General features: G+C 65.1%; 14 protein-coding genes. 5 read left to right on the top strand and 9 right to left on the bottom strand.

All coding sequences use genetic code 11. From position 1 onward, the window contains the following. The first annotated feature begins 251 nt into the window (after window positions 1–251). Together typA and FPV16_RS09125 are read left to right on the top strand one after the other, a co-directional pair. On the top strand, window positions 252–2,072 hold the full coding sequence (gene typA, locus FPV16_RS09130) for a translational GTPase TypA (RefSeq protein WP_027170907.1): 1,821 nt from the start codon (window positions 252–254) through the stop codon (window positions 2,070–2,072). Between the two features lie 493 nt (window positions 2,073–2,565). Continuing rightward, window positions 2,566–5,544: an Eco57I restriction-modification methylase domain-containing protein gene (locus FPV16_RS09125; RefSeq protein WP_227437891.1), complete on the top strand. Its 2,979-nt coding sequence runs from the start codon at window positions 2,566–2,568 to the stop codon at window positions 5,542–5,544. A 25-nt stretch (window positions 5,545–5,569) separates the two neighbouring features. Here the strand turns inward: FPV16_RS09125 and FPV16_RS09120 are convergent, their stop codons facing one another. From FPV16_RS09120 to FPV16_RS09090, 7 genes are all read right to left on the bottom strand, one after another. Beyond that, window positions 5,570–7,225, bottom strand: a complete 1,656-nt coding sequence (locus tag FPV16_RS09120; RefSeq protein WP_227437890.1) for an acyl-CoA synthetase — start codon at window positions 7,223–7,225, stop codon at window positions 5,570–5,572. A gap of 119 nt (window positions 7,226–7,344) precedes the next feature. Further along, a complete protein-coding gene (locus tag FPV16_RS09115) occupies window positions 7,345–7,509 on the bottom strand; it encodes a hypothetical protein (protein WP_227437889.1) in 165 nt (54 codons plus the stop codon). Window positions 7,510–7,560: 51 nt separating this feature from the next. After that, window positions 7,561–7,809 (bottom strand): hypothetical protein, encoded by a 249-nt coding sequence (locus FPV16_RS09110; protein ID WP_227437888.1) that lies wholly within the window; start codon window positions 7,807–7,809, stop codon window positions 7,561–7,563. After that, window positions 7,810–8,142, bottom strand: a complete 333-nt coding sequence (locus FPV16_RS09105; protein ID WP_227437887.1) for a hypothetical protein — start codon at window positions 8,140–8,142, stop codon at window positions 7,810–7,812. It abuts the gene before it with no gap. A 167-nt stretch (window positions 8,143–8,309) separates the two neighbouring features. Then, window positions 8,310–9,284, bottom strand: a complete 975-nt coding sequence (cysK, locus tag FPV16_RS09100) for a cysteine synthase A (RefSeq protein ID WP_227437886.1) — start codon at window positions 9,282–9,284, stop codon at window positions 8,310–8,312. A gap of 279 nt (window positions 9,285–9,563) precedes the next feature. Next, window positions 9,564–9,734: a hypothetical protein gene (locus FPV16_RS09095; protein WP_227437885.1), complete on the bottom strand. Its 171-nt coding sequence runs from the start codon at window positions 9,732–9,734 to the stop codon at window positions 9,564–9,566. A gap of 369 nt (window positions 9,735–10,103) precedes the next feature. Beyond that, the gene (locus tag FPV16_RS09090; protein ID WP_227437905.1) at window positions 10,104–10,598 is read right to left on the bottom strand and encodes an META domain-containing protein; all 495 of its coding nucleotides are present in this window, start codon (window positions 10,596–10,598) and stop codon (window positions 10,104–10,106) included. 313 nt (window positions 10,599–10,911) lie between these two features. Here FPV16_RS09090 and FPV16_RS09085 point away from each other — a divergent pair, with 313 nt between their 5' ends. Beyond that, window positions 10,912–11,232, top strand: a complete 321-nt coding sequence (locus tag FPV16_RS09085; RefSeq protein WP_227437884.1) for an XRE family transcriptional regulator — start codon at window positions 10,912–10,914, stop codon at window positions 11,230–11,232. A gap of 18 nt (window positions 11,233–11,250) precedes the next feature. Here the strand turns inward: FPV16_RS09085 and FPV16_RS09080 are convergent, their stop codons facing one another. Beyond that, a complete protein-coding gene (locus FPV16_RS09080) occupies window positions 11,251–12,486 on the bottom strand; it encodes an NAD(P)/FAD-dependent oxidoreductase (RefSeq protein WP_227437883.1) in 1,236 nt (411 codons plus the stop codon). Beyond that, window positions 12,483–13,439 carry a LysR family transcriptional regulator gene (locus FPV16_RS09075; RefSeq protein ID WP_056248002.1) on the bottom strand — a complete coding sequence of 319 codons (957 nt, stop codon included), beginning with the start codon at window positions 13,437–13,439 and terminating at the stop codon, window positions 12,483–12,485. Before FPV16_RS09075 ends, FPV16_RS09080 begins: the two co-directional genes overlap by 4 nt. Before the next feature lie 203 nt (window positions 13,440–13,642). On the opposite strand from FPV16_RS09075, the gene FPV16_RS09070 reads away from it, so the two are divergent. After that, window positions 13,643–14,704 carry a class 1 fructose-bisphosphatase gene (locus tag FPV16_RS09070; RefSeq protein WP_056247998.1) on the top strand — a complete coding sequence of 354 codons (1,062 nt, stop codon included), beginning with the start codon at window positions 13,643–13,645 and terminating at the stop codon, window positions 14,702–14,704. 34 nt (window positions 14,705–14,738) lie between these two features. Next, on the top strand, window positions 14,739–15,599 hold the full coding sequence (locus FPV16_RS09065; protein WP_018041968.1) for a phosphoribulokinase: 861 nt from the start codon (window positions 14,739–14,741) through the stop codon (window positions 15,597–15,599). The last annotated feature ends 7 nt before the right edge of the window (window positions 15,600–15,606 follow it).

Below are 15,606 nucleotides of genomic sequence, written 5' to 3'. Positions count from 1 at the left end.
GCGCGGCAGACTGTATGTGGCTCACAGGGCAGCATCACCGGACCTCGCCGATTCTGCGCATGAAGCGTCGGACTCGAAGCTGTGGTGCGCGGGGCCTTATGAGATGAGTGGCAGACACGTGGCCCATGCCCCTTGCCGGAACGCCCGACACCTTATATTGCGACGCGATAGCTCGATCCCGTGACCCGGCGCTGCCGGCCGCATCCCTGCGGCCCGTCGCGTGACGGGCTCTTCTCGCTGCCGGATACCTTATGAAGCTTCGCAACATCGCCATCATCGCCCACGTCGACCACGGCAAGACGACGCTCGTCGACAAGCTCCTGTCCCAGTCGGGGTCGTTCCGAGACAACCAGCGCGTCGAAGAGCGCGCGATGGATTCGAACGATCTCGAGAAGGAGCGCGGCATCACCATCCTGGCCAAGGCGACCTCGGTCGTCTGGAAGGATACCCGCGTCAACGTCGTCGACACCCCCGGCCACGCCGATTTCGGCGGCGAGGTGGAGCGTATCCTCTCGATGGTGGACGGCGTGATCGTCCTCGTCGATGCCGCCGAGGGCCCGATGCCCCAGACCAAGTTCGTGGTCGGCAAGGCCCTCAAGATCGGCCTGAAGCCGATCGTGGCGATCAACAAGGTCGATCGTCCGGATGCCCGCATCACGGAAGTGGTGAACGAGGTGTTCGACCTCTTCGCCGCTCTCGACGCCACCGACGACCAGCTCGATTTCCCGATCCTCTACGGTTCGGGCCGTGCCGGCTGGATGGCGACGTCCCCCGACGGATCCCAGGAAGACGGCCTCGCGCCGCTCTTCGACCTCGTGCTCTCTCACGTGCCCCAGGCCAAGGTCGAAGAGGGTCCGTTCCGGATGCTCGGCACCCTGCTCGAAGCCAACCCCTTCCTCGGCCGCATCATCACCGGCCGTATCGCGTCCGGTACCGTCAAGCCGAACCAGGCCATCAAGGTCATGGACCGCACGGGCAAGCTCGTGGAGACCGGCCGTGTCTCGAAGATTCTCGCCTTCCGTGGCCTGGAGCGCGCGCCCATCGACATCGGTGAGGCGGGCGACATCGTCTCCATTGCCGGCCTTGTGAAGGGCACCGTCGCCGACACCTTCTGCGACCCGCAGGTGGAGACCCCGATCCAGGCCCAGCCGATCGATCCGCCCACCGTCACCATGTCCTTCATCGTCAACGATTCGCCGCTGGCCGGCACCGAGGGCGACAAGGTCACGAGCCGCATGATCCGCGACCGCCTGTTCAAGGAGGCCGAGGGTAACGTCACGCTCAAGATCGAGGAAGCCGCCGACAAGGATTCGTTCTTCGTCTCTGGCCGCGGCGAGTTGCAGCTCGCCATCCTGATCGAGACGATGCGCCGTGAAGGCTTCGAGATCGCCGTGTCGCGTCCGCGCGTGGTGCTCTCCAAGGACGAGAACGACAACGTCCTCGAGCCGGTCGAGGAGGTCGTGGTCGACGTGGACGAGGAGTACTCGGGCGTCGTCGTGCAGAAGATGTCCGAGCGTAAGGCCGAGATGATCGAAATGCGGCCCTCCGGCGGTAGCCGCCTGCGCCTCGTCTTCCATGCGCCGACCCGTGGCCTCATCGGCTACCAGGGTGAGCTCATGACCGACACGCGCGGCACGGCGATCATGAACCGCCTGTTCAAGGCCTACGAGCTCTACAAGGGTGAGATGCCCGGCCGCCGCAACGGCGTGCTGATCTCGAACGACAAGGGCGAGGCCGTGGCCTACGCCATGTGGAACCTGGAAGATCGTGGCCCGATGATGATCGAGCCCGGCGCCAAGGTGTACCAGGGCATGATCATCGGCGAGCACAACCGCGAGAACGATCTCGAGGTGAACGTGCTCAAGGGCAAGAAGCTCACCAACATCCGCACCACCTCGAAGGACGAGGCCGTGCGCCTCACCCCTCCGATCCGCATGACCCTGGAGCGCTCGCTGGCCTGGATCCAGGACGACGAGCTAATGGAAGTCACACCGAAGTCGATCCGCCTGCGCAAGACTTACCTCGATCCGAACGAGCGCAAGCGCTTCGAGCGCTCGGGCGGCGTCGCGTAAGCGACCCCATCGTCTCACCGCTTTGAGAAGGCCGGGCCCAGTGCCCGGCCTTTTTCGTTTGGGGCATCGCGCCCGCCGAACGTTTCGGAAAGAGGCAGCCAGCAGCCCCGGGGATATCGGAGCGATACCACCTAGAATTTATCTATAGCAAACGTTAGGTTGGTTTATGCAGACCGAGTTCGTGATCGTTGATTCCGGATCAGCAGGCTTCGGCGGCCTGAGAGCGCGTTGGCGCGGATCGCGTGCCGATGACGGCGACGATCCGCGTCCGCCCGGATGGCGCCGGTCGAAGGGCGCCGTTTTCAAAAACTGCTCCCGCCCGACCCTTCGTGCCGGGGGGCTCCGCCCCTCCGGCCCCGGACCTGCCGCGCCATCGGCCCAACGATCCGGCCTCGAACCTCCCGCCCTGCTCCATCCCTTGAGGCGATCGCCCGGAGGGCATCGCTAGAGCCACCGAAAAACCAAGACAGGGTGTTCAATCGGAGCGGTGCGGATGGACGTGCAACGTGGAGCCGACTTCGATCATTTCATCGACGTCCTGCGTCGGTTATGCCAGCGCTTCGAGAGATATCGGCCGGAGTATCGCAGGGGCCTGGACGAGTATTCCCTGCGGAACGAATACCTCGATCCGTTCTTCGAGGCCTTGGGCTGGGACGTCCGAAACACCAAGGACGATCCGCCTTTCATGCGGGACGTGCGGGTCGAGTACAGGGCCTATGACGGCGTCATCAATGGGAAGGCGGATTACGTTTTCCGTATCGGCGGGTTCGATCGTTTCGTCTGTGAAGCGAAGAAGTTTCCCGAAAAGTTAGAGAACCATCGCTTCCAAGTTCAGAACTACGTCTACAACCTGCGTCTCTGGATCGGCCTGACGACGAACTTCGACGAGTTGAACCTGTTCGTTGTCGGCGGAAAGCCGAGTCGCGAAAAACCGTTCAGCGTCGTGCCGGGCTGGCGCCTCTGCTATCAGGACTATCTAGCGGCGGCTCCCAAGATCTGGGACCTGCTCTCGCGTCAGGCGGTCGCGGCGGGGTCCCTGGAAGCGTTCATCCAAGACCTTCCCAAGGTCTTGTCCCGAACCGAACGGCAGCTCTGGCTGATCAAGCCGGACCGGAACAGGACCGTCGACACCGACTTCCTGCATTATCTTGAAGGCGAGCGCGCCCGGCTCGCCAAGTCCCTGATCAAGAACAACGCCGCCCTGCGCTGGGATGTGGATTCCATCAACGAGGCCGTCCAGGTCATCCTCGACCGGCTCATCTTCCAGCGGGTCTGCGAGGACCGCGACATCGACACCTTCCAGCCGCTCCGGCAGGCCCTGGCCCTCTGGGAGCGGCACGGATGCCGGAAGGGTGCGTTGTGGCCCCTGATCGTCGGTAATCAGGCGAACATGCGGGCAGCCTTCAACGGGGGGCTCTACGGGCGCGCCGGAGCGCCGTCCCACTTCGTCGAGACCTGCGTGGTTGACGACCGCTGGCTCGCCGATTTCATCGAACACCTCGCGGGAGATGAATCTCCCTACCTCTTCAGCACCCTGCCGATCGAGATTCTCGGATCGGTCTACGAGCGCTTCCTCGGTTCGATCATCGACGAAAAGGGAAACGTCACCGCGAAGCCCGAGATCCGCCGACAGGGCGGCGTCTTCTATACGCCTGAACACATCGTCGCCCACATCGTAGACGGCGCCCTGGCGCCGCTCCTTGAAGGCCGGACACCGGAACAGATGCGCCGGATCCGGGTGCTCGATCCGGCTTGCGGGTCTGGAACCTTCCTAATCCGGGCGCTGGAGAAGCTGTTCCAGGCCCACATCCACTATTACCATCTGAATGTGGACAAGCGCGACGGGAGATCCGTTTATCTCGACGCGCACGGCGACTTGAAGCTCACCAGCGAGCTCAAGAAACGTATCGCCAAGGATTGCATCTTCGGCGTCGATATCGACCGGCAGGCGGTCGAAGTCTCGGAGATGTCGATCTATCTCAAGATCCTAGAGGGCGAGACACAATCCACGCTGGGACGGCAGAGGCTCCTGTTCCCGAACGAAACGTTTCTGCCCGACCTGTCCGGCAACATCCACGTCGGAAACAGCCTCCTTGGAACGGATGCCTATGCGCTTCTGCCAGCCGCCCTGCGGATCGTCGAGGCGCGGCCTTTCTCCTGGGAGACGGCGTTCCCGGACGTGTATGCGCGCGGCTGGTTCGACGCGGTCATCGGTAATCCGCCCTACGACGTCATCGAGAAGGAACGCGGCGCGGCGTCCTGGCCCCACGACGTTTTCCGCGCCTATCTTGCGAAGACGGACCGGCTGGATGCCGCCAAGGGCGGCAAGCTGAACCTGTTCCGGTTCTTCCTGATCCAGAGCCTGCAACTCGTCAGGCATAACGGCTACCTGGGCATGATCGTGCCCATGGCGCTCCTGGCGGATTTTAGTTGCAAGGCGACGCGCCTGTCCGTCCTGGATCAGCTCGACGAACTAAACGCACGCGCCTTTCCGCAAAAGGATATCCGCCAGCATCGCGTCTTCTACGACGCCAAGCTGTCGACGGTGATCGTCGGAGGCCGCAAGCGCCCCTCGTCCCGGCGCAGGCATAACCCGCCCATCGGTCTCCACGTCTATCCCCGGGCGTCCTTCGATGATCCGTCCCAGGATGTCGTGATGCGACGTTCTGAACTGGCAGCCATCGATCCTCTGGGCCTGCCGATCCCGATCACCGATCAAGTCTCATGGGAACTGGCCAAGAAGCTTCATCAGTTGAATTCGGTCGCACGCCTCGACGGCATCGAGGGCATCCGGATCACGCGCGGCGAGATCAACCAGACGATCTATCGGACCTTCATCACGGACAATCCCCGGCACAGCAAGCTGCTCAAGGGTGTCGAGGTCTCAGCCTACGCGATCCATCGCACCCTGAGCCAGGGGCGGGTCGAATGGTTCGATCGCGCACGGTACGAGCAAGCCCACCGCACGCCGGACCCGGTCGGCATCCGCCGTATCGCGACCCAGAGGATCACCGGCGTCGACGAGAAGCACCGGATCGTCGCGACGCTCTCGGAGCCGGATTGGTACTTCGCCGACTCGACCAACTCCGTCGTCGTCGCGCCGACCTGTGGCCTGTCGCCGGAGTACATTCTCGCCTGTTTGAACAGTCGGCTGCTGCAATGGCGCTTCCAGCTCACCAGTTCCAACAACAATGTCGGGACGAACGAACTCGCCGCCCTGCCGATCAAGCTGCTCGACCTTGGGGATGCCGGCGAGGCGCGGACCCACGCCGCGATCGTCGCGCAGGTCGGGCACCTGATCCAGCTGGGCGTGCAGCTCAATGCCAATCCGAGCGTGAAGATCCGGGCGGACGCGACACAGCGCTTCCGGGAGGTTCGGTCCGGTCTCGATCGGATGATCGAGACGATCTACAGCCTGACGGCGGACGAAACAGCTCTGGTCCATCGCAGGTTCGAGGCCCCTCGGCGATAGGCGACGGACGGGACCGTCGCTCGGCTCACCCCTCCTTCGCGCGCTCCCGCAGGAGATACTTCTGTACCTTCCCCGTCGAAGTCTTGGGCAATTCTCCGAACACAACGTCGCGGGGCAGCTTGTAACCAGCCAGCCGCTCGCGGCACCAGGCGATGAGGGCGTCGGCCTCCACGGTGGCGTCGGGCTTCAATTCGACGAAGGCCATGGGGGTTTCACCCCACTTTTCGTCGGGGCGGGCGACGACCGCGGCGGCGGAGACGGCGGGGTGACGGAACAGGGCGTCCTCGACCTCGATCGAGGAAATGTTTTCGCCGCCCGAGATGATGATGTCCTTCGAGCGGTCCTTCAATTGAATGTAGCCGTCCGGGTGCTTGACCCCGAGGTCGCCGGAGCGGAACCAACCGCCCGCGAAGGCGGCCTGGGTCGCTGATCGGTTCTTCAGGTAGCCGCGCATCACCACGTTGCCGCGAAACATCGCCTCCCCCATGGTCTGTCCATCGGCCGGCACCGATTCGCAGGTTTCGGGGTCGCGGATGTCGAAGCCTTCGAGCACGGGGTAGCGCACGCCCTGGCGCGCCATTTTTTCCGCACGCGCGTCGGCATCCAACGCGTCCCAGTCCCGGTGCCAGGCATTCACGACGGCCGGGCCATAGGTCTCGGTGAGGCCGTAGAGATGGGTGACGTCGAAGCCGGCGGACCCCATGGCAGCGAGCACTGCCTGGGGCGGCGGCGCGGCGGCCGTGAGAAAGGCCACCCGGCGGGGCAGGGGGCGGCGCTCGGAATCCGAGGCGTTGAGCAGGAGCTGCATCACGATCGGCGCGCCGCAGAGATGCGTCACGTCGTGCTCGGCGATTGCTGCGTAGAGCGCTGCGGCCCGGACCTGGCGCAGGCAGACATGGGTGCCGGCGACCACCGACAGGGTCCAGGGGAAGCACCAGCCGTTGCAGTGAAACATCGGCAGGGTCCAGAGATAGACCGGGTGCTGCCCGAGTTGGCCGGTGATCACGTTACCGAGGGACAGGAGCGCCGCGCCGCGATGATGATAGACGACGCCCTTGGGGGCGCCGGTGGTGCCCGAGGTGTAGTTGAGCGAGATCGCGTCCCACTCATCCGCCGGCATTGCCCAGTCGGACGCCGGATCGCCCTCGGCCAGCAGGGCCTCGTAGCTGAGGCTGCCGATCGCCGTGCCCTCGCCGGTGAACACCGGATCGTTTACATCAATGACGAGGGGCCTCGCTCCGACTTGCTCCAGGGCGGGGCCGACGACCCGGCTGAACTCCCGGTCGGTGATCAGCACCCGGGCCTCGCCATGGTCGAGGCAGAAGGCGAGACCAGCCGGGTCGAGACGGGTGTTCAAGGTATTGAGCACCGCGCCGGTCATGGGCACTCCGTAATGGCACTCGATCATCTCGGGAGTGTTGGCGAGCATAACCGCCACCGTGTCGCCCCGACCGATGCCCCGTGCTTTGAGGGCCGCCGCAAGACGCCGGCTGCGCTCGTAGAGCTCCGCATAGGTTCGGCGCAACTCACCATGGATCACCGCCACATGGTCGGGAAACACCCGCGCCGCCCGGTCGAGGTAACTCAGCGGTGTCAGAGGCTGGTGATTGGCCGGGTTTCGGTCAAGGTCCCGGTCGTAGATCGTCTTCGCGTCTCCGGCGACCGAATCGGGGGCATTCATGGCGTCTGTCTCCCTTTGGGATACAGTACCCGTCCCGCTGATCCGCTCAACGCCCTTCGCTAGCCACATGAAAAAGGGCGTGCCCGATCCGAGGACGCGCCCTTCTTCATCAATATCCGTCAGCCGCCACCGGGATCGGTCTCGTCGTCGGGATTTTTGTCGCCTTCAGGCCCTTGTCCCGGTTTGCCCTCGGTCTTCTCGTTCGGGTCCATCACTGCATCCGGAGCCGAATTGGCCGGCTTCTCTCCAGGTGATTTACTGTCCTTGTCCGCATCGTCCGCCATGGCTGTTTCCTCCCCTTTCAGAGCGTCGTCGCTGCCTCTGCCTTAAACCCTTCACCGCTTGCGGTCGGATTGACCGTCCGACGAGCCACCGACGGGGGTCGGGTTGCGCCCTGCGTTGTCGGCGTCCTCATTCCAATCTGTCTTCCGATCAGCATCGGTGAGGCCGCCAGCGTCGATCCCGGTGATCTCCGCCTGCTCAGCAGTCTGATGGCCACCCCCTACGGCAGGCTTGCCCTGGCTCCCGACGTCATCGGGCTTGCGGGTGGCAGCGTCGGTGGGGTTCTTGTCGAAATCCGACATCTAACCCTCCTCGTCCGTGCCGACCGACGCCGTGGCGCGATCGATGCCTTCCTTGGCATCCCCTCGTGGTGCGGGCGCCTTCTGCGAGGCATCGCCGATGGCGCGGATGTTCTCCGCCGGCACCTCGGCCTCGGTTTCATCCGTGGCATCCGAGCCGGGGGTTCCAGAGGCTATCCGAGCAGTCTCGGCTTGGCCGGACGGGTCGCTCTTCAGGTCGTGCTGCGTTCGCGCGGGCAGACCGATATCGCGGGCCTCGTCCTGGCCGAGATCCTGCCCGTTGCGATCGGTGTAGGCGTCGAAGTTCTTGAGCGAAGGGCGTGAGGCGCTGGTCATGAAGTCCTCCCAATCTTGAGGACTCAACCCTTCGACGCGGTGGGAGGTTGCTTTGGCCGCAAAGTCCGGTCACGCGGAGGGAAGATCAGAAAAAAGGCGTCCCGATGCGCGAGCATCGGGACGCCTCGTGAAGAGAGAACGGCGACGCGGGCGCCGCCCCGCGAAGGTCAGATGCCCTCGAACAGGGCCGACGAGATGTAACGCTCGGCAAAGGAGCAGGCCACCGTGACGATGCGCTTGCCCTGGAACTCAGGCCGTGCCGCCAGCTTCAGCGCTGCGGCAACGTTGCCGCCGGTGGAGATGCCGCCGGGGATGCCTTCGAGCTTGGCAAGAAGCCGGGCGGTGTCGAAGGCTTCCTGGTTCGAGACCGTAATCACCTCGTCGATGACCTCGCGGTCGAGGTTGCCTGGGATGAACCCAGCGCCGATGCCCTGGATCTTGTGCGGGCCAGGCTGGCCGCCGGAGATGACGGGCGAATCGGTCGGCTCGACGGCGATGACCTTGAGGTTCGGCAGGCGCGGCTTCAACACGCTGCCGACACCCGTGATCGTCCCGCCGGTGCCGACACCGGCGACGAACGCGTCGAGATGACCCTGGGTGTCGTTCCAGATCTCCTCGGCCGTGGTCTTGCGGTGGATTTCCGGGTTGGCCGGGTTCGAGAATTGCTGCGGCATGATCGAGCCGGGAATCTCGTTGAGCAGTTCTTCGGCCTTGCTGATCGCGCCCTTCATGCCCTGCGGGCCGGGGGTGAGGGCCAGTTCCGCTCCGAGGAAAGCCAGCATCTTGCGGCGTTCGAGGGACATGGTCTCGGGCATGACGAGGATCAGACGGTAGCCGCGCGCCGCCGCCACGAAGGCCAGGGCGATGCCGGTATTGCCGGAGGTGGGCTCCACCAGCGTGCCGCCCGGCTTCAGTTGGCCGGAGGCTTCGAGGGCGTCGATCATGTTGACGCCAATACGATCCTTCACGCTCGCGATCGGGTTGAAGAACTCGAGCTTGAGCAGGATCTCGGCATCGACGCCGCGTTCCTTGGTGATGCGGTTGAGCCGGACCAGGGGCGTGTTGCCGATCGTCTCGGTGATCGAGCCGTAGATATGGCCGTGGCCGGGTTTGCGGGTCTGCGAGGGGCTGGTGTCGGCCATGACAAGGTCTCCTGATCGGCTCTTACGCATTGCGAAGGCCTCGACAGGCCTTGCGCTCGGTGTGCGCCGGGATATCGTGTCGCTCTATGCGAGGCAATCGGCAATGGCCGCAGGGCAAAGACAAATCTTCTCTGTCTGCAACAATCGGAATCGACAGTAGAAATATTGATTTGCTTGATGTCGCATTGAGAGAATGTTGTTCTCGCGATGCCGCGCGCGGCCTATCGTTCGGGATTTTCTGGGCGGTCGCGCGCGATCAATGCCGGGATCAGGCGGCGCTCACGAGAACAGGACCATCGCCGAGAGTACGAGCAGAGTCGCGCAGAGCGGCGTCGACAGCGCGATCCGGAAGGCGCCCGGATGCAGGCTCGGCGGGCAGGTATAGACCGCCTCTTCGCGAGCGCCGCTGCGGACGACGCTCCCCGTCCCCCATTCCAGTCGCTTCACCATTTCGCTTCCCTCGCCTCAACCGCGAGCGGCAGAAGGCGACGGGGGCATTGAACGAGGGGTAAAGCCGAGCCGGAGACCTCGGATCGTCGTCAACACGGTCTTAAAGCGAAGCCGACATTTGCGATGGAGCCAGTGTCGAGGCGCCTGACGGATGGGCACCGAGGGCGTAGGCAGGGCATCGGACGGTCCCGCCTGCACCGTCGTCGCTGCTCATATGTCGACCGGATGGGGGCGACGCGCCGTCTTTGCGCTCTCCCGCCTCGGTTCCATCGGAGTCAGCCGAGTGGGCCTGTCGCCCGCGAAACATTCAACGCAGCGCCTTTTCGCCCAAGGGAGGGCGCCCGGTGACCGGCCGTGTTGCGTCGAGATTTAAAGCGCGCGGTCGAACTTCAACTCGCCCTTCTGGCTCTTGATCACCAACTGAGATCCGACGAGATCCCACTGGGCGGCGGTGCGCAGGGCGATGAAGAAGTCCTGCTCGCTGGCACCAGTACCCTTGTCACAGGGCTTCTTCGTCAAAGCGAGGGGGCCGACGGCGAGGTGCTGCTCGCGCAGGGGGAAGGCCGTGGCGGCGAAGGTGTTGCAGCCGCCGTAGCCGCGGGCGCGGTACTGCTTATCGATGATGAAGCTCGGCCGATCATTGCCGTTGAAGGGCTTGCCGTTCAGGCTCACGGCGGTCCAGGTCGCATCGAGCGGAAACATCTTCTCCTGGGCCTTGGCCGCCGGAACGTACTGCTTCTTCTCGGGCTTCTCGCGATTGTCCTTACCGAAGCCGGTGACGTTGGATCCCTGCGCCATTGCGCCCGTCGCCAGCATCCCCGCCGTCGCGGCACAAGCCATCGCGGCGAACAGCATCGCTCTCATCGTCAGGCCCTCCTTCGTCATCATCAATCGAACTCGCATGGTCGCGCACCGCGTCCCGGTGGCAAGAGTTCGGGCCGCGCGTTCCGTGCGGAGCTCCGTGTCGGACGAAGCTCGCCTGGACAGCGTACGGACGCCCTTCGGATAAGATTCCAGCACAAATATGGTCAAGACTGTCTATCGTGAGTTTTCCTTGTCATCCCCTTCCAAACGTCGCTCCACGCTCACTCTACGTGAACAATCCCGCTGCGAGCCTCGTTAAAGCAGCTTAGAGGCTGGCGCGCTTCGAGCGCCATTGCATGACGGAGAGCTTCCTGTGTCGGGATTGGACGAGAACGGACGCGGCGAGGCAGGGCCGAACACAATGAGCCCGGCGCAATCGCGGGCCGCTCGCGGCATGCTGGGCTGGTCTGAGGCGGATCTCGCGGCCAAGGTCGGTCTGGCCGAGCAGGACGTAAAAGCCTTCGAGAATGGCACCGGCGATCCGGCATCGGGCTGGATCGAGGCGCTGAGAAGTGTCCTCATGACTGCCGGCATCGTCTTTCACGAAGGCAGCGAGAGCGGTGTCGGCCTGCGCGCGTCGGGTGGGGACGAAGGCACGCGGCTCGGTTCGCTGACCACGGAGAACGATCACTGAGGTCGAAGTGAGTGGCGGCTAGGTTTTGTTGCGTCCCATGGCGAGAGACTTGAGATCGAAGGCCGGATCCGCCACCTCGTCCTGCGTCGGCGACAGGCCGCGCGCGATGATCCGGCGGGCGGCCATGTGCTCGGCCGCCGAATCCACCGTCTCGATCCCGGTCAGGTGCGGACCGCGATAACGGAACACCGCAAAGCCCCCGACGGTGGCGCGTCGCACCGAGACGTCGCCTGGCACCGGCAATCCCACCATCTGCAGCTTATGCCCGGCCTGATCGCTCCAGAACCAGGGAACGGCATCGTAGGGGGCGGGGCGTCCGGTGATGCGGGCGGCAAGGCAGCGACCCTGATCGATGGCGTTCTGGACGGATTCCACCCGTGCCGTGCCATGGGCGGCGAAGCGTGTAGGAAACTGGGCGCAATCGCCGATGGCCGAGATCAACGGATCGTCGGTGAGAAGGACGGAATCGACGACGATGCCGTCTTCCACGCGAAGGCCGGCCTCGGCCGCGAGGTCCTGGTTCGGAAGGACACCGATCCCGATCAGGACCAGATCCGCCGGGCACGTGGTGCCGTCTGACAAGACAATCGACGCGGCCCGACCGGCCCGACCCTCGATGGCCTGCACGCCGCTGCCGAACAGGAAACGGATGCCGGCGCTCTCGTGTACCTCTCGGAAGAAGGTGGCAATCGGCTCGGACACCGCCCTCGCCATCGGACGGTCCGCGGCCTCGATGACGGTGACGGACAGACCGCGCTCGGCGCAGATGCTGGCGAATTCGAGCCCGATGAACCCCGCACCGACGATGGCAATGCTGCGCGCTTCTGCGATGGCCGCCTGGATCCGGTCGGCATCCATGATCGAGCGCAGCTGGTACACGCCCCCGAGCTCCGCGCCGGGCACCGGCAAAGGTCGATTTCGCGATCCGGTGGCGAGGACGAGGTGATCGTAGCCGAGGTCGCGTCCGTCGCTGAGGCGGACTTGGCGGGCCGCCCGGTCGATCGCGACGGCCTTGACCGAGGTCTCGCAGGCGATGCGGTGATCGGCGTAGAAGCCCGGCGCGCGCAGGAATAGGCCAGCGGCATCCACCTTGCCGGCGAGATAGGCCTTCGAGAGCGGCGGACGCTGATAGGGAAGGCTCGGCTCGTCGCCGATCATCGTCACCGGTCCGGCATAGCCCGCCTCGCGCAGGGAAGCCGCAGCCTGCAAACCCGCCTGACCGGCACCGACGACGACGATCCCGGTGTCGCTCACGCCTCGAACTCCGCGGTGACCGAACTGACGGCCGGTGTCAGGGCCAGACGCGGCAGCTTCCGCCCGCCTTCCTTCACCGTGTAATCCCAGAACGCCGCCGCCGCCGGCCCGAGCACCTTGTCGGCGCGGCGGACCACGTACCAGTCGCGGCGGATCGGTAATCCCTGCACGTCGAGCAGGATGAGACGCCCGCTCTCCACCTCGGCCGCCACCGTGTGGCCGGAGATGAGGGCGATGCCGAGCCCGGCCATCACCGCCTGCTTGATGGTTTCGTTCGAGCCCGAATCGATCCCGAGCTTTGCGCGCTGGATCATGATGCCCGACATGAACTCCTCGAACACCGTACGAGTGCCGGACCCCTCCTCGCGCACCAGGAAGGATTCCTCGGCCAGATCCGCCCGGGTGAGGTTGGTGCGCGTGCTGATGCGATGGCTCGGCGCCGCGATGATCACCAGCGGGTGCGCGCCGAACATTTCGGCCTCGATGGCGAAGTCGCGCGGCGGACGGCCCATGATGGCGAAGTCGATTTCGTAGTTACGCAGGGCCTCGACCATGGCGCCGCGATTGCCGACGACGAGGTTGATCTCCACTGCGGGATAACGGTCGACGAAGCCGGCGATGATCTGAGGCGTGAAGTACTTGGCGGTGGACACCACCCCCATGGCGACCCGGCCGCCGCTTCCACCCTTGAGGGTCTGGAGCCGGTCGGCGCAGGTCTCCAGCACCGTGTTGATGCTGTCGATCGCCCACAGCATCTCCCGCCCGGCATCGGTGGGCTTCAGGCCCGTGGGGGTCCGGTCGAACAGCAGCAGCCCCGCCTCCTCCTCCAACTGGCGGATGCGCGCGTAGAGCGCCGCCGAGGTGACGTTGAGTTCCTGGGCCGCACGGGTCATCGTTCCGAGGCGGGCGACCGCTGCGACGGCCTGGAGTTGCTTGAGCGAGAGGTTGCGCATCCGGCGTTTTTAGTTTTTTTGGAACCGCCCGCAAGTTTTTTCAGAATTCCTTCTTTGCACGGGGAATGCCCGTCTGGCGCTCTGGTTGAACCCGGCGCTATCGTGCAAAGGGCGGTGCTCCGGGCTTTCGAAGGCCCGGTACCTGGACGGATGATGAGCGGCCGGATGGTCTCCGGCATGTCTGTGGAAGAGGACGTGAGCCGATGTCGTTGGGGTCTCTGGAAATCGGGTCGCGGCTCGATGCGTACCTCGCCCAGGCGGTCGCCGCCGATCAGGGCCTCGCCGATGTCGCCGCAGTCATCGCGGCCTGTGCCGAGGCGGCCGTGGACGTGAGCGAGGTGATCGGCCGCGGCGCACTGGGCGGCGGTGATCTCGCGGCGCAGGGCGAGCAGAACAGCGACGGCGACGTGCAGAAGGCCCTCGACGTGCTGGCGCACCACCGCTTCACCGAGGCCCTGCGCGGCGCGCCGGTGGCGGAGGTCGCCTCCGAGGAGGCTGAGGGCATCATGCTCCTCAATGCCGGCGCCCCCCTTGCCGTCGCCATTGATCCCCTGGACGGCTCGTCCAACATCGGCGTGAACATGGCGGTGGGCTCGATCTTCGGTATCCGGCCCGTGGGCGCAACGGCGGAGAACCCGCTCGGCTCGTTCACCAGTCCCGGCACCGCTCAGCTCGCCGCAGGCTTCGTCACCTACGGTCCGGCGACCTCCCTGGTGCTGACGCTCGGCTTCGGCACGCAGATCTTCACCCTGGACCGGGCCGAGCGCGTGTTCCGCCTCACCAGCCCGCGGATCGAGGTGGTGGCCGCCGCCAAGGAATACGCCATCAACGCCTCCAACGCCCGCCATTGGGACACCCCGGTGAAGGCCTATATCGAGGATTGTCTGGCCGGTTCCGACGGGCCGCTGGACAAGAATTTCAACATGCGCTGGCTCGGCTCCCTGGTGGCGGATGCGCAGCGGGTTCTCCTCCGTGGCGGCGTGTTCCTCTATCCCGGCGACAACCGGAAGGGCTACGCGCAGGGCCGCTTGCGCCTTCTCTACGAGGCCGCGCCCATCGCGATGCTGATGGAGCAGGCCGGTGCGGCCGCCACCGACGGCGCCAACCGCATCCTCGACATCTCCGCCACCGGCATCCACGAGCGCGTGCCGCTGGTGTTCGGCTCGAGCGAGGACGTGGCCTGTGTCGCCAAGTATTACGGTGGCCGCAACGCCGCCGCCGGCCGCTCGCCCCTGTTCGGGCAGCGCGGCCTGATGCGCAGCTGACCGGGGACGGGCTGGAACCGGTCGGGCATCGCTCATGTCGGCGCGTCATCCCATCATCTCGGTCACCGGATCGTCGGGCGCCGGCACGACCTCCGTGCGCAACACGTTCGAACAGATCTTCCGCCGCGAGGACGTGAGCGCGGTCTACATCGAGGGGGACGCGTTCCACGCCCTCGATCGCAACGCCATGCGTAAGGCCATGGCCGAGGAGCCGACCCTCAGCCACTTCGCGCCCCGCGCCAACCTCCTCTTGGAACTGGAGGAGGTGTTTCGCAGCTACGGTGAGTCCGGGGGCGGGCGTACGCGCCACTACGTCCATGACGTCGCCGACGCTCAAGCCTATGGCGCCGAGCCGGGCACCTTCACGCCCTGGGAGGATTTCCCGCCGGGCTCCGACCTGCTGTTCTACGAAGGCCTTCACGGCTGCGTCGTCGACGACAACGTCGATATGGCCCGCTACGCCGACCTCAAGATCGGCGTCGTGCCGGTGATCAATCTCGAATGGATCCAGAAGCTGCACCGGGACCGCTCGTTCCGCGGCTATTCCACCGAGGCCGTCACCGACGTGATCCTGCGGCGCATGCCGGATTACGTGCAGACGATCTGCCCGCAATTCACCTGGACCGACATCAACTTCCAGCGCGTGCCCACGGTGGACACCTCCAACCCCTTCATCGCCCGCTGGATTCCCACCGCCGACGAATCGATGGTGGTGATCCGGTTCAAGGATCCGAAGGGTATCGACTTCTCCTACCTGATCTCGATGATCCAGGGCTCCTTCATGAGCCGTGCCAATTCCATCGTGATTCCCGGCGGCAAGCTCGACATCGCGATGCAGCTCATCCTGACCCCGATCATCATGCAGCTCGTGGAGCGCAAGCGCCGGCTCGCCTGAGACGACC

This window comes from Methylobacterium sp. W2 (assembly GCF_020662345.1).
In the GTDB taxonomy this organism is placed as follows: Bacteria; Pseudomonadota; Alphaproteobacteria; order Rhizobiales; family Beijerinckiaceae; genus Methylobacterium.
Note: the sequence above shows the minus strand (reverse complement) of the source record. Positions and strands in the feature narration are given on the sequence as shown.

Coding starts and splice junctions, on each gene's coding strand:
- typA (WP_027170907.1), top strand. CDS start 252: ATGAAGCTTCGCAACATCGCCATCATCGCCCACGTCGACCACGGCAAG.
- FPV16_RS09125 (WP_227437891.1), top strand. CDS start 2,566: ATGGACGTGCAACGTGGAGCCGACTTCGATCATTTCATCGACGTCCTG.
- FPV16_RS09120 (WP_227437890.1), bottom strand. CDS start 7,225: ATGAATGCCCCCGATTCGGTCGCCGGAGACGCGAAGACGATCTACGAC.
- FPV16_RS09115 (WP_227437889.1), bottom strand. CDS start 7,509: ATGGCGGACGATGCGGACAAGGACAGTAAATCACCTGGAGAGAAGCCG.
- FPV16_RS09110 (WP_227437888.1), bottom strand. CDS start 7,809: ATGTCGGATTTCGACAAGAACCCCACCGACGCTGCCACCCGCAAGCCC.
- FPV16_RS09105 (WP_227437887.1), bottom strand. CDS start 8,142: ATGACCAGCGCCTCACGCCCTTCGCTCAAGAACTTCGACGCCTACACC.
- cysK (WP_227437886.1), bottom strand. CDS start 9,284: ATGGCCGACACCAGCCCCTCGCAGACCCGCAAACCCGGCCACGGCCAT.
- FPV16_RS09095 (WP_227437885.1), bottom strand. CDS start 9,734: ATGGTGAAGCGACTGGAATGGGGGACGGGGAGCGTCGTCCGCAGCGGC.
- FPV16_RS09090 (WP_227437905.1), bottom strand. CDS start 10,598: ATGAGAGCGATGCTGTTCGCCGCGATGGCTTGTGCCGCGACGGCGGGG.
- FPV16_RS09075 (WP_056248002.1), bottom strand. CDS start 13,439: ATGCGCAACCTCTCGCTCAAGCAACTCCAGGCCGTCGCAGCGGTCGCC.
- FPV16_RS09070 (WP_056247998.1), top strand. CDS start 13,643: ATGTCGTTGGGGTCTCTGGAAATCGGGTCGCGGCTCGATGCGTACCTC.
- FPV16_RS09065 (WP_018041968.1), top strand. CDS start 14,739: ATGTCGGCGCGTCATCCCATCATCTCGGTCACCGGATCGTCGGGCGCC.